At 62.2% G+C, this 13,523-nt stretch carries 10 protein-coding genes; 9 read left to right on the forward strand and 1 reads right to left on the reverse strand.

Annotation, left to right across the window (positions count from 1 at the left end):
* Window positions 1-53: 53 nt before the first annotated feature.
* The 7 genes from KIP88_RS31905 to KIP88_RS31935 all read left to right on the forward strand — a co-directional run bounded on the left by KIP88_RS31905 (window position 54) and on the right by KIP88_RS31935 (window position 8,487).
* The gene (locus tag KIP88_RS31905; RefSeq protein WP_214492126.1) at window positions 54-1,319 is read left to right on the forward strand and encodes a hypothetical protein; all 1,266 of its coding nucleotides are present in this window, start codon (window positions 54-56) and stop codon (window positions 1,317-1,319) included.
* A gap of 148 nt (window positions 1,320-1,467) precedes the next feature.
* Complete coding sequence (locus tag KIP88_RS31910) at window positions 1,468-2,418, forward strand: diacylglycerol kinase family protein (RefSeq protein ID WP_214492127.1); 951 nt, start codon at window positions 1,468-1,470, stop codon at window positions 2,416-2,418.
* A 226-nt stretch (window positions 2,419-2,644) separates the two neighbouring features.
* Window positions 2,645-3,166 carry a DUF1269 domain-containing protein gene (locus KIP88_RS31915; protein WP_214492128.1) on the forward strand — a complete coding sequence of 174 codons (522 nt, stop codon included), beginning with the start codon at window positions 2,645-2,647 and terminating at the stop codon, window positions 3,164-3,166.
* A 36-nt stretch (window positions 3,167-3,202) separates the two neighbouring features.
* On the forward strand, window positions 3,203-4,948 hold the full coding sequence (locus KIP88_RS31920) for a metallophosphoesterase (RefSeq protein ID WP_214492129.1): 1,746 nt from the start codon (window positions 3,203-3,205) through the stop codon (window positions 4,946-4,948).
* Window positions 4,949-5,301: 353 nt separating this feature from the next.
* The gene (locus KIP88_RS31925; RefSeq protein ID WP_214492130.1) at window positions 5,302-6,339 is read left to right on the forward strand and encodes a catalase; all 1,038 of its coding nucleotides are present in this window, start codon (window positions 5,302-5,304) and stop codon (window positions 6,337-6,339) included.
* Window positions 6,329-7,060 carry a hypothetical protein gene (locus KIP88_RS31930; protein WP_214492131.1) on the forward strand — a complete coding sequence of 244 codons (732 nt, stop codon included), beginning with the start codon at window positions 6,329-6,331 and terminating at the stop codon, window positions 7,058-7,060. Before KIP88_RS31925 ends, KIP88_RS31930 begins: the two co-directional genes overlap by 11 nt.
* Window positions 7,061-7,065: 5 nt before the next feature.
* Window positions 7,066-8,487 (forward strand): hypothetical protein, encoded by a 1,422-nt coding sequence (locus KIP88_RS31935; protein WP_214492132.1) that lies wholly within the window; start codon window positions 7,066-7,068, stop codon window positions 8,485-8,487.
* A 36-nt stretch (window positions 8,488-8,523) separates the two neighbouring features.
* Here the strand turns inward: KIP88_RS31935 and KIP88_RS31940 are convergent, their stop codons facing one another.
* Window positions 8,524-11,745, reverse strand: a complete 3,222-nt coding sequence (locus tag KIP88_RS31940; RefSeq protein ID WP_214492133.1) for an AAA family ATPase — start codon at window positions 11,743-11,745, stop codon at window positions 8,524-8,526.
* Here KIP88_RS31940 and KIP88_RS31945 point away from each other — a divergent pair.
* Together KIP88_RS31945 and KIP88_RS31950 are read left to right on the forward strand one after the other, a co-directional pair.
* Window positions 11,744-12,025 carry a hypothetical protein gene (locus tag KIP88_RS31945; RefSeq protein WP_214492134.1) on the forward strand — a complete coding sequence of 94 codons (282 nt, stop codon included), beginning with the start codon at window positions 11,744-11,746 and terminating at the stop codon, window positions 12,023-12,025. The two genes, KIP88_RS31940 and KIP88_RS31945, sit on opposite strands and share 2 nt — an antisense overlap.
* A gap of 326 nt (window positions 12,026-12,351) precedes the next feature.
* A complete protein-coding gene (locus KIP88_RS31950; RefSeq protein ID WP_214492135.1) occupies window positions 12,352-13,491 on the forward strand; it encodes an OpgC domain-containing protein in 1,140 nt (379 codons plus the stop codon).
* Window positions 13,492-13,523: the final 32 nt, after the last annotated feature.

The following is a 13,523-nucleotide window of genomic DNA, read 5'->3' on the forward strand; positions in this document are numbered from 1 at the left end:
TATCGTGTTGTTTCGTTATCGCAATGCGCGCTGATTTGCGCGAAGAGTTTGACATGGCCGACGAAGCATTCGCCCTTTCTCCGATCTCAGCGCGCGCCACGCTGCCGCGCGAGGAGGACTATGCCGCGATCGCCGAAGCCTTCATGGAGACTTCGCGGGGCCGCTGGTTCCTGACCGAATACGCCAAGCGCAACCGCAATGCCGACACCCGCATGGTGCTGGACGCGGTGGCGCGGATCGAGCAAAGCCTCACCGCCCAGCGGGAAGAAGACCTTCAGCGGCAGGAAAGCCTCCACCGGGAGGAAGGCCTTTCGGCGCAGCAGGCCGCGGAGGCCGTCGCCGCGGCGGCCGCGGCGCAGGAGCGCCTGACCGAGGCACTCGCCGCCATCCGCGGTTCGGTCGAGGCGGCCGAGGAATCGGCCGTGGAAGCGCTCGACAGCCTCGCGCTGGAGCAGCGGCTGGCGCCGGTCCGCAAGGGTGCGCGGGTGCTGCGGGAAATCGCCTGGCGGTTGCGGGAAATCGGCAATGACGGGCGGATCTGCGACCTGATCGATTCGCAGGTCACCGTCATCGAAAAGGGCACCGACCAGTTCTCCTCCGAAGAGGCGAGAGCGGCGATGCGTGCGGCCTTTGCCGCCCTCCAGGGCCGGCTTGTGGAATTCAGCGACGACGACCGCTCGTTGGCTCCAACTGCCGAGTCCGAATCGGCTGCGCCCTTCCCGGCCACGGCGGAAATGGCCGCGGCCGAGGAGATGGTCGAAACATTTTTGGCACAGAAAGCTGCCGAGGCACCGTCCGCTTCGCCGGCCAAGTCCGCCGAAGCCGCGCTTGCGGCGACGGAAGCCGTGCTGACGCAACCGGAAACGCCGCCGGTCGCCGAGGAAGCCGCTGTCCAGGACATCGTGGTCCAGGAAGCTGCTGTCGAGAGCGCCGCTCAAGAAGCCGACGCCCAGGACGAGGCGGTCCTCGACATGATCGCGATGGAGATGGGCGCGCCGGATCCGATCAGCGACGACGAGATCGCCGAAGCGGTAGCCGAGCAAGTCCGTCTGGCGGAGCCTGCGCCGATCGCTCCCGCGATCGTCGCCGAAGCGCCCAAACCGGTCGCCACGCCGTCGCCGCCGCCGCCGGTTCAACAAATGGTTCAACCGCCCCCGCCGCCAGCCACTGTGCCGGCACCGGCGCCCGCAGTGGAAATGTCGCTCGGCTCGAGCCTCATTGCGAGCGGCATGGTGCGAAAGCCGGTCACGGCGGCCAACGACCCGCTGGCGCCGATCCGGCGCATGAGCCAGGCCGAGAAGATCGCGTTCTTCTCATAAGAGGCCTCTGCGTCGCCGCTCGAAGCTCTGGCAGCTTCCATAACGCGCCCGCAGCATTTGTTGCACCTGCGAATAGTTCGCTTTCCGGTTGATTCGTTCATCCGCCGAGATCAAGCTGGCGCGATTGTCTTCGCAAGCGGAGATAGCCGTGAAAACCAGGATCATCGTCAATCCGATGGCGAACAAGGGCGGTTGCGGCAAGCGCTGGCCGCAGCTTCGCGCCGAACTCGAAAAGCATCTCGGCCCGGTCGATGACGACCACATTGCGATGACCCGCGCGCCCAATCACGCGACGACGCTGGCGCAGGAGGCGGTCGATGCCGGTTGCCGGCGTCTGGTCTCGGTCGGCGGCGACGGCACCTTCAGCGAGATGATGAATGGCGTGATCTCGGACGATCGTCCGATCTCGCCCGGCCTCGTGCTGGCGCAACTGCCGGGCGGCACGTCGAACGAACTCTCCCGCTCCTTCGGCCAGCTCTCGCTCGGCGAAGCCTGCAAGGCCATCGCCATGGGCCACACGCGCGACATCGATGTATTCCGCGCCGACGCCAGGGGCTATGCCGGCGACCAGGTGACGCGCTACGGCTTCGTGCTCGCCATCGTCGGCGCCGCCGCCACGATTTCCTGGCGCGCACAACGCGTGCCGCTCCTGAAGCGGCTCGGCCCGATCAGCTACGTCCTGATGACGGCGTTCACGTCGCTGACCTACAGCCCACGCAACTATCGCATCAGGATCGACGACGAAGCCGAGCAGAACCTGCCGATGTGGTCGCTGATGCTGTGCAGCTTCGACGGCGCAGGCGAAGGCCTGATGCTCGCGCCGGGCGCCGACCCCGGCGACCACAAGCTCGACCTGATCCTGGTCGGCGACATGGGCCGCTGGGAAAGCCTGACGAAGATCGTCCCCAACCTCGGCGACGGCAGCTATCTCGCGCACCCGAAGGTCTCGCGGCGCCACGCGACGCGGATCACCATCGACAGCGATCGCATGGTCCGCGCCGATGTCGACGGCGAAAGCATCGGACAATTGCCGATGTCGGTCACGGTGCTGCCGTTCCATCTCAAGGTGGCCGCGGTCAGAGCGATCAACGAAGCGTGAACCGGTCGCTGGCAGGGTGTGATACCGTGCATTGAGCCGTACGGCCACCGAGCGACCCGGCCGCTCGCCGCTGATAGATCGGCGGCTCTGCCGATCGTCCTCGGCGCCGACGGACCTCCCGGCAACGACGTCGCGCGTTGCGCCGGCAGAAGGAGTGTTGATCCGTCAGAAGCGCGCCCTGTGCGACCTACATCATGTCCATCATCATCGAGTTGGAGATACGGAGATGTCAGATCTAGTCGCGATCATCTACCCATCCGAGGCAAAGGCCGAAGAAGTGCGGCAGCGTCTGTTCAAGCTGCAGAAGGAATACCTGATCACGGTCAGCGATGCCGTAATTGCGGTGAAGACGGAAGCTGGTCCCGTCAAGCTGAACCAACTCGTCAATACGACGGCGATAGGAGCCGCATCAGGCACCTTCTGGGGCCTTTTGATCGGCGTGATCTTCCTCAATCCCATACTTGGCGTTGCCCTGGGCGCGGCATCCGGAGCCCTCGGCGGCGCGCTGTCGGACTACGGCATCAATGACGCTTTCATGAAGGACCTGTCGGGGAAACTGCAGCCCGGCAACGCAGCGTTGTTCGTGCTCATCAAGAATATGACTGCGGACAAGGTGCTGCGGGAGATTCAGGACGCGGGAGGCACCATACTCAAGACATCTCTCGATGACAGCAAGGAACAGAAGCTTCGCGACGCGCTCGCGAAGGCAAGCACCGAGCCGGCAGCGCCAAAAACAGACGCCGCTTGAGCGGGGCGACCCGAGCCCGCCAGCACCCGGGACAGCATGCTGATCGATCCGCGCCACGGCGATATCGAGGACGATGCCGCCAGTCCCGGGCAGCGGTCCCTGCTCGCCATCGCCGGCAGCCTGCTGGTCGAAATCAGTTTACCGAAGCTGCTGTTTGCCTGGACGGTGTTGCTGTTGTTGCCGGCAGTACTTCTGGGTCTGGCGCCGCTGCTGGTCTCCGCCTGGCTTTCAACCCTGTCGCAAAAGCTTGCCGCACTGACCGGGATCGGCACGACCCTCGCCCTGCTCTCGATCGTCGCGGTGGGATGGATCGGATGGCGACCGCTGTTCCGGAGCGCCGAGAATAATTTCTGGTCGCTCAACGCGCTCGCCGTACAGCCTGGCTACGCATTCACCCGCGAAGCGCTGCGCCACCTGACGGAACGGATATGGGGCAGGAAGCTGACCGTTACCGGCCGGGCGAAGTTACGCAGCGCCAATTCGGTTGCGGCCGGCATCATGCTGTCCGCTTGCGCCGTGCTGATTGCGATGCTGGCCTGGCCCGCCTCGCGCTGGACGGGCGGCTGGAACGACCTGGTCTTGCTGCACCGCCTCGCCATGCCGACGCTGGCAAACGCCGTTGTGCTGGTGTCGGCATATCTGGCGGTCGCATCGCTGATATGGGGATTTGCGGATGCCAGCATGCACCAACCCGTCGACCTCGCCGCGTTCGATACCACTTCGTCCCGGGGGCGGAGCTGGCGTGTTGCGCATCTATCGGACCTGCACGTGATCGGCGAACAATACGGCTTCCGCATCGAAAGCGGACGGGCGGGCCCGCGCGGCAATGGCCGGCTCGATCGGGTCCTGGCGCATCTCGCCGCCATTCATGCGAACGATCCACTCGATCACGTTCTCATCACCGGCGACATGACCGACGCCGGCCGCGCCAGCGAATGGGCCACATTCCTCGACGCAATAGCGCAGCATCCGCAACTTGCCGCGCGCACGGTGATGCTGCCGGGCAATCACGACGTCAACATCGTCGACCGCGCCAATCCGGCCCGGCTCGACCTGCCGTTCAGCCCGGGCAAGCGGTTACGGCAAATCCGCACCCTGTCGGCGATGGCGGCCGTGCAAGGCAATCGCGTGCGCGTGGTCGATGCCTTGGGAAAACCCAACGTAACGCTGAACGAGGCGCTGGCGCCGCACCGCGATGCGATCGCAGCACTTGCGGAGCATGGCGGCATGCGCCGTGCCGCGGCGCTGCGCGGCCTGTTCGACGACCAGTTTCCGATGATCCTGCCGCCGGAAGCGGAAGACGGCCTCGGAGTAGCCATCCTGAACTCCAATGCGGAGACCCACTTTTCCTTCACCAACGCGCTCGGGGTGGTATGTGTCGAACAGATGCATCGCTGCGAGGCGGCGATCCGCCACTATCCGGCAGCATGCTGGATCGTCGCGTTGCACCACCATGTGGTGGAGTATCCCATGCCGGTGAAGGCATTCTCGGAACGCATCGGTACGGCACTGATCAACGGCAGCTGGTTCGTGCGCAGGCTGGAAGCGTTGGCCGGTCGCGCCGTGGTGATGCACGGCCATCGCCATATCGACTGGATCGGCGCATGCGGCCCGTTGAAGATCATCTCCGCGCCCTCGCCGGTGATGAATGCGACCGATGATATGGCCACGCAATTCTATATTCACACGCTGACGGCTGGCCCCGATGGGCAGCTTGGTCTGCTGCCGCCGCAGCGCGTGGAGATTGCCGGCGAGAAAAACGCCTCGGGCGTACACTCATAGATTCGGGGATGATGTGCCCGACCCCTGGTGTCGGCTTTGCCCTTCCGAAAGCGGACATCCGTCAGAGGCGTTGGCACGTCTGCTTTGGGTTCACATGCCGGCTGTTGCACCACAACAAGACACGCACTCAGCCGATCACTTTATCGGTGCGCGCGAGCACCATCGGGAGTGTCGAACCTTGCTATTCGATTCGAATTGCGCGGTGCTTCATTTGACTAACTTTGTGAACGACATCACACATCCGACCGGCGATCGAATGTAACGTTTAGGCCTATGGGCTGAATTCGATCGACAAGCACACGAGGCGCCAACGGCACCCTGAGATTGCCGGTCCATCCATGATGGAGAGGGGCATGGTCGATGCATCAGTAGCACGTCGGCTCGTCGACGAGATGATATTCAATCTGCCGAAGCATGACCCGGGACAAAGGCCGGTTCACACGATCGGCGTAGGCGTGGACGCCTATTTCACGGCGTCGGATGTGGCGCACAAGTATTGCATCGCGGAGCACTTCAGCGGAGAGCGCATTTGCGCGAAGGTGCGATTCTCCAACGCGCCCGGGGGGCCGGAGCAGCATGATGGACGGTCCGACGTCCGGGGAATGGCGACACGCTTCCTCCTGCCGAGCGGGGCGGCAACCGACCTGATCGCCACGACACTCCGCGAATTCTTCGCCCGCGATGTCGACGACTTTTCCAAGTTCACCAAGCTCGACAAGCATGAGCCATATCAAAGGGAATCCCCGTGGCGAAAGATTCTCGACTTGCTGTGGCTCAAGGTTCCTCGTCGAGACCCGTATCCGGGCGAAAAAACGAACGCCAGTGCGGGAATATTGAGTTACGCCAATCAGCACCGGTTCGCCCAGCTAGCGGTGTTCGAGGCCAAGATGATCGGCGCCCCGGTGAGCTATGTCCGTGCGGCCTATCACGCCATCCACACTTTCATAGTGGAAGGTGAAAATGGCGTTCGTCGCCCCGTTCGTTTTTCCTGGCAACCGGTCGCAGGCGTTCGCAACACCGATCCTGATGCCCTGCCGGACGATGATTATCTGCGCCAGGAACTCGACCATCGGCTGAAGCGGTGGCCGGTCCGGTTCGTGCTGATGATGACAATCGGCGAAGCGGGCGATGCGATCGATGATCCCACGCGTCCCTGGCCCGCCAGGCGAGTCCGGGTCATTATGGGCACCCTCACGCTCACCGGTGTCCCCAAGGATCAGGCCACCGCGGGCGAACGCATCAGTTTCAATCCGTGGCGACTCGTGCGTGGAATCGAACCCTCCGGGGATCCGATCCTCCGTGCCCGTCGGGACGCCTACGAAGTCTCGCGTAAAATGCGCGGCGGCACTGCCTGCCCCTTCTCCAACTGGAGTTGCGCTGATGGCGAATGACGAAAGTTGGCTCGATCGATTTGTGAACAAGCTGCACAAGAAGCCGAAACCCTGGTTCAAGTATTTTGGGGCATACATCTTGGTGCCCATTTGGGCACGGCTCACGCCGGTGAAGCGTCTGCCCGGCGGTGCCCGCCCAGCCATCCAGCCCGGCGATAACGTGCAGAGCATGATGAACCTGATCATGCCGTTGAAGAGGGAGAACAGGTCGCCGATCGGCCGCGCGAAAGCAGCCCTGGCAATCGCGGAAAACAGGGATCAGATCTTTGCCGGATTGGACAATGTCGGCACGGTGCACTTTGCACGCTTCGTTATCGTCAACGACAATATTTGCATGTTCTCCTTCTATGACGGGGACTTCACCAACTACATTCGCGACTTTATCGCCACGATCGGCGGTGCGTTCAACGACGTGGTCAAGCTCGTCGAAGGAGGAGATGCCTTGATCCCTTGCGAGGAGAATGTCGAGGCGTTCATCCAATGGATACACGAGCACGATCTGTACCAGGTGCCGGACACCCCCACCGATTTTCTGAGAGACCAGGAAGACTTGAATGGAGACAAGGCCGTGTCACCCGTCAATGACGATCTGACCCTGCTTCCACGCAAGCTGGTGCTGCAGCTTCGCGCCAACGCGAACGTCTCGCTTGGCAGCGGCTACCGGGCCTATCCCGGATTTTCGGTAGCCCAAGTCCGCAAAAAACTCGAGTTAGGCTGGTGAGTGCCATGATCAACCTCGCTGATCTGCAGGGCAATATCCTGCGCGGCTACACGAAGAAGCCGCACGTGCGCTACCTCATCCTGGAAGTCGCCGAACCCGGCGCAGCCCGGCGCTGGCTCGCCGATTCCGTATCGGGCCGCAACGGTGTCCCGCAGATCACGAGCGGGGACTGGGGGAAAAACAAGCCAGATACCTGTTTCAACATTGGCCTGACCTATGAGGGATTGCGCGCCCTCGGCACGCCCAGCGCTTCGCTTAAAATGTTCCCGAACGAATTCGTTGAAGGCATGACCGCCCGCGCCGTGAAGCTCGGGGACGTCGGGCGGAGCGCGCCGGAAAAGTGGCCAGCTCCGTTCAACGAGCCCAAGCGGATCCATCTCATCGCGACCATCTACGCCGAGAAGGTCGAGCAGCTGGACGTAGACCAGGAACGCGCGCTCACCGACGTAAAGGCCTTCAAACTGCTCGACACTCGCGAGGGATATAATTTCCCGGGCGACTTTGTTCACTTCGGGTATCGCGACAACATCACGCAGCCGAGGTTCGAGGGGGTTCCCGACTCGCAGCGCTATCCCGACCGACAACCCAAGGCGCCGCTCGGCACCGTGTTGCTGGGACATCCGACCAACCTGGAAGGCTTGATGTGGCGGGTTCCTGAGCCCGCAGAGTTGGGACACAACGGCACCTTCAACGCCTTTCGCGTGCTGAAGCAGGATGTGGCAGGCTTCGAGAGGTATCTCGATCACGCCGCATTCTATCTGTTCGTGCACCCGAAAGGCGGCGAGCTGCTGCCGCACGGTGATGAAGAGAAAATCGGCAAAGGCCCGTCACGTCATACGGCTCTGCGCGAGATCGTCGCCGCCAACCTGTGCGGCCGGTGGCGCGATGGCACGCCGCTGGCACTGTCTGCGGATGCACCTGATCCCAACGAGAACCTCACGAACTTTGACTACGTTGGCGTTGGCGATGCCCGCTGTCCCCATGGAGCCCATATCCGCCGGTGCAACCCGCGAGGCGGGCAGATTGTGCAGAGGATAGCGAATAACAGCCGGCGCCTTGTTCGGCGTGGCGTGCCCTATGGACCACCCTATGATCCGGCGAACCCCTATGATCCGGCGAAGCCTTATGACGGGGACGAACCGGAACGGGGCCTGCTCGGCAACTTCATAGGCGCGAGCCTCGGCGCCCAGTTCGAGGCCATGTCCTGCGATTGGCTGAATCTTGGCCTGCAGGATCCGCGCATCACCGGCTCCAACGATCCGATCTCAGGCACCAACGATCCCGGCACGAGCTGGTTCGACTTGCCGCTCAAATCCGGCGGTACGATCCGGTTGCCGGGATTTCCGGAGTTTGTCTCGACGCGGGGCGGCGCCTATATGTTCCTGCCGAGCCTCGCGGCGATCCAATATTTGGCGGATCTGCGATGATGTGAGTCGGCCCAAACAGGCCGAGGGCATTCGGCACTAGTTCAATACTTTCACCAGGTCATCAGCCTCGCGCAGATCGTGGGAAGTTTCCGCGGACGCAAATTTCGCCCGGGTCGATATCAGCAGGTCTCGGGCTTCGGCGCGTCCGGATGCGCTCTCGCCGGCGCTGAGCAAGTGCGCGATGGTGATCGCCGTGCGCAATTCCCAACCGACCGCCCCGAGCTTTCTGGCAGAGGCAAGCGAGCGTTTGAACAAGCGCATGGCAGCCCGGTCGTCTCGCAATGGTTCGCGACACAGCAGCGAGCCGTGGATCCGATAAATCTCGGGAGCGGCCCAGCGCTCGCCGGTTTTCTTCACCAGGGACTCAGCCGAAGCAGCGAAGCTTCGAGCCCTTTCTATCTCGCCAATTCGTCCGAATTCCGTAGCAAGCAGAATTCGATAGAGCGGCATCTGAATGCACCGGTTCTCGGCCGGTAGCTTGCCGAGCAAGCCGCATAATTGTTCGAGCACTTCCGGCGCGGGGCCTCGTGCCGCCAACGCAGCGGTTGCCCACAACGGGCCGATGACCCGGTACATCGGATAGCCATACTCATCAGCGACCTTCAGACCGCGCTTTACGCTGGCAAGGTTTGCTGAAAGATCGCCCTCATACCAGTGATCGGAGACGCCAAGAATGGAGACAAAAGCCAGCATGAACGGATGCCCGATCTCGTTCGCGAGCTGCCGCGCCGTCTCACAGCACTCTCTGGCCCGGCCGGGCCGGCCCAACAGCCATTCGATGTGCCCGGAATAGACGAGCGATACGATCAATGGATCATGCTGATAGATCTGGACCAGCTTGCCGTGCTCACGGGGATTGTAGCGGGCGCTGATCTGTGCCGCGAGCTCACTCGCTTGCTCCAGACGACCGAGAAAGAAATTGGCGATCACGGCAGCGGTGTACGCCATGAGGATGGCCTCGTCGTCGCGCCACTCCTCGGCCCGCCGGACGAAATCCTGCGCATGCTTGAGGCCCTTGGTGAGCTCGCAGTTGACCAGTTTGGCTATGGTGCTTCCCCACAGGACCGTCACCTTCTCGCGAATAGTGCCATGGCTCTCGCAAAGCTTGAGTGCACGAGCGTAGGGGCCATAGACGTTCGGATCGGACCACCCGGCGTTGGCAGTGTATGCCATCGCCAAATTGGATTGCAGGGCGATTTCGGCTTCGTAACGCCGTGGCGACGCGGGCAGCTTCGGTATCAGCGAGAGGCCCTCGCGAAGATGAGCGACGGCTTCCTTGGTGGCAGAACTGCGGAGCGCGGATTTGCCCGCCTGAAGCCAGGCCTCGATCGCTTCCGGAATGTTGCCTGCGCGTGCATAATGATAGCCTAGCACCGCCGGCTGGCTGCTTTCTCCAATGGCGGCTTCCTGGAGCAGCCACGATGCGACGCGCGCATGGAGCTCACGCCTTTCCTCCATGAGCAAGGAGGAGTAGGCGACTTCCTGTATCATCGCGTGCTTGAACGTGAAGACCGTGCCTTGAGACTCCTCGCTACGATACACAATCCCGGCTCTCTCGAGTGCCCGCAACGAGTCTTTCAGCGTTTGGCCTCTACCTGGAAGCACGCTGGAAATGCCTTCATAGTTGAAGCGCCTTCCGAAAACAGAGGCGATCTGGGCGACGCGCTTGGCGGGACCGAGACGGTCAAGGCGCTCCATCAGTGAATCTTGAATACTTGCCGGCACCAGAGGCGGCAACTTCCCGCTCGGCACAGGGCTCTCAGCGGCCAGCGGGACCGCCGCACCGGAATCGACGACGGCCCGCGTAAACTCCTCGACAAAGAGTGGCACGCCGTCGGTTCTTTCCACGATCTGGCTGGTAATCCGGCGCGGTACCAAATCGCTGCCCGCGACGGCTGCGACCATCTGCTCGACTTCATGCACTGCCAGTTTTTGCAGAGCAATCCGTCGAATTGCCGGGCCTGACAACCAGTCGGCCCTGTAATCTTCGCGATGCGTGATCAGGACCATGATCCGCTCGCCAGGACAGTTAGCTACCACGCGTACCAGCAGTTCGATGGTGGTCGGGTCCATCCACTGGACGTCCTCGAAGATTACGAGGACCGGCCGCTGGCGCGAGGCGGCGATAAGGACATCGATGATCACCTGAAAGCCACGCTCGCGCTCCGAAGGAGATCCGAAATCCGCGGGCTCGTATCCCAAGCATGCGGGTATCGACAGCACCGCTCCGTAGTAGCGAAGCGCCTGCTCGACATCGGTGGCGGCTCTTGCCAAAAGCGAACGCAATTTTGCCAATGCGAGGTCCGCGTCGTCGGTCTCCTGGATGCCGGTGGCGCGCGTGAGCCGCTCGATTTCCGGGGCAAGCGGCGTATTGAGGTGGAACGGCGAACATTGCAGCGACAGAACTTCACGTGGAGACGCATCAAGGGAGCTGCGGAACTGGCGGATCAAACGTGACTTGCCGATGCCGGGTTCACCGGAAATAACGCCGACCTGCCCCGAGCCGGCGAGACTCTGCTGCCACATCTCGGCAAGCAATGCACTTTCGCTGGTTCGGTCTATCATCGGGGCAAGCGGCGACCTCCGCGCGCGGTCGAACCTGCTTTCGCTGGACGCAAGCGCCTCTGCACGCCAGGCCTCGACCGGCTCCTCCACGCCCTTGAGAGATCGCCGGCCAAGCGGCGCATAGCTGAACGTTCCGCGGGTCAGCTCGTGAGTGCTCGAGCCGACCACGACACCGTTCTCACTGGCGAGTCCTTGCAGGCGGGCAGCGACATGTGCCGAGCTGCCGAACACTTCCCGTCGATCGGGGGGCTCCCCGGGCACGCTGCCGACGACGACCACCCCGGTGTTAACCCCGATGCGCACGCCCAGGCGAACGAAGCTACCGTCCGACAGCAGAAACTTTTGCTCCTTGATCGCCGCGGCAATCGCCAGAGAGGCGCGGACCGCGCGTTCAGGATCATTTTCATGGGCCTGCGGGACGCCAAAAAATGCGAGCAACCCGTCACCAATCATTCTGGCGATATGACCGCCATAGTGGCGAATCTGCTCGTCGCAGATATCGCGGTAAGTTCTGATAACCGCGAAGAACTCCTCGGGATCGATCCGCTCACTCAGGGGTGTCGAGCCGACGATGTCGATAAATGCCACGGTGAGCTGCCGGCGTTCGGCATGCAGAGCTTCATTCTCGACATTCGGCGGCTCCTGCGTCCGCTGAAGTCCGCCCGAACCATCGGGCTTCGGATGGCTGCTCATGACCCACCATGTTCAATTTCCGCCGTACCTGCCGCGAGGCAAGATAGACGGCAAGCGCATCCGGTTGACGCTGCCGAGCGGCCTGTGCTCGGGCAGACAGTTCCAGGGATTGAACACCATGTGCTCGCAGTCGTACAGCGCATTCTGCGTCAAAAGCTCGGCCTCGGAATGGCAATGCTTCCAGATCCCTCACAAGCGCTTCCTGGAGAAAGCTTTTCGATGGGCCCAAACGCAAACGTCCACCATCTGGTGTCCTCATTTTGACCACCGGGAGGACTGACCAAATAGCGCACGACCTTGTGCTCGCCGATCTTCGGGCTTTGGGGCCAGCAGCGGAAGTTGCCGCGAGGCCCGATGACTTCGCGTCCCGATTTTCTCATCCCAACGAGCGTTGATCTCATCGGCTCCGAAGAGTCGGAAAATCTAACGACATCCACTCCGAGCACCAGACTGCAGGCGAGGCGCACTACACGCGCAACTCAAACGATCACGTGCAACGCCGAAAAACTCAACGCTTGCGCGCGCAAAAATAGGCCTTTGAAGGTGAATGAGCTCACACCAAGAGCTCGAGCAGCAGGTCCATTTTGCTGGCTTGGGACGATCCAGATGCACGACCGAATTACCATCCCCAAGTTAGCGGTCGGCGAGTTGCCGGAGCTGAAAGGCCATGGCCGCGACCTGCGAATAGATGCCTGCCGAGGCATCGCGCTGTGGTGCATCTTTCTTGACCATGTTCCCAACAACATCGGAACTTGGCTGACGCTGCGGAACTACGGCTTCAGCGATGCCGCGGAAGTTTTCATGTTCATCTCGGGCGTAACCTGCGCGCTGGCTTACGGCAGAGCATGGCGCTGCGAGGGCTGGACCGGAGTGATCAGCCGAACGCTGCGGCGGAGCTGGGACATTTATGTCGCGTTTCTGCTGCTCACGCTCGCCTGCGTCATCCTGGTTCACCTCGCAGGCAGCCTTGCTGACGAGAGCAATACGCGTATCTTGTTGGACCATCCCGGCGCAACGCTCGCGCGCGCGGCAATCCTGCAATACCGTCCCGTCAATACCGACGTGTTGGCGGTGTTCGTGCTGCTTCACCTCTTGTTCGCGCCGCTGCTGTGGCTGCTGCTGCGAGCGCCGAACGCGACGCTGGGCGCCTCGCTGGTGCTTTATGCGCTGGTGCACTCCTTTGGCTGGACCGTCCCGGCTTGGCCGAACGGCCACTGGGCCTTCAATCCGCTGGCCTGGCAGCTACTGTTCGTGCTTGGCGCGTGGTGGATGATCGACGAGGACAAGAAGGTCCCGCCGTGGGTGACGTCACGCACGACGCTTATACTTGCCGTCTTGTATCTGCTCTTCAGCCTAGTCATCGCATTGAGCTGGCGCATCAAGCCGCTGGAAGCACTGATTCCGCAGGAGCTGGCGAGACTGCTTTACCCATTGGATAAATCGAATCTCGATCCATTGCGACTGCTGCATTTTTTGGCCATCGCAGTTTTGGCGGCATGGCTCGTGCCTCGCAATTGGCGAGGGCTGACGACGCCGATAATGCGCGGCGCGATCCGCTGTGGCCAGAACTCGCTGCCAATCTATTGCCTCGGCGTTCTGCTGACGTTCGCCAGCCACATGGTGCTGCTCGACATTTCAGACGGACTTGCGATGCAGATAGCATTGAGTCTCGCTGGCATCGCAGCGATGATCGCAACCGCAACACTGCTGAACTCGATCAGCATTAAACCCAGGCAGCGATCGTAGTATCTGGGCCCGCTTTACTTCCAACAGCGGAT

It is taken from the genome of Bradyrhizobium sp. SRL28, from assembly GCF_018596315.1.
Classification (GTDB): domain Bacteria; phylum Pseudomonadota; class Alphaproteobacteria; order Rhizobiales; family Xanthobacteraceae; genus Bradyrhizobium.